Here is a 453-nt window from a genome sequence, read left to right as displayed (position 1 = left end):
TGGCATACCCGTATGAGAAGAGCGGTTCACGTGATGGAGATTTCTATGATATGGCAAGAAGACTACTTACATGTGGTGTGAATAAGAAAGACGTGTTAGAAAGTTTACAACTCGCCTATCAGTATTTTGTACCTTTTAAGAAAGACTTTCCGTTTCAAACCGTGCAGGAGAAAGTGGAATCGGCGTGGAGGACGGTAAGTACAGGGGAAAATAAAGCGTATCAGGAAAGGAAAGGCGTCGAAATTGCGGTAGAAGATAGAAATAAAAATAGGGTGATTCCTAAGCCATTTAAAGTGGGGGCACATGCTGTGCTTTTCGAAGAAAAAGAGGACAAAGATGGAAATGTCATCACAAAACTCGTTTCGCGGAAAACACCGTATGTCACAAAAGAATTCCACAACATAGAACGTCCACAAGTGCTGTATGAAATCGAATGGCAGGAACAAAATCGAA

1 pseudogene is annotated in these 453 nt (G+C 41.5%); it reads left to right on the top strand.

The annotated features are described in order from the left end of the window. Window positions 1-453: pseudogene (locus ACODS7_RS32600) on the top strand (DUF927 domain-containing protein); the annotation flags it as partial.

The organism is Bacillus sp. FG16 (genome assembly GCF_057809515.1).
Note: the sequence above shows the minus strand (reverse complement) of the source record. Positions and strands in the feature narration are given on the sequence as shown.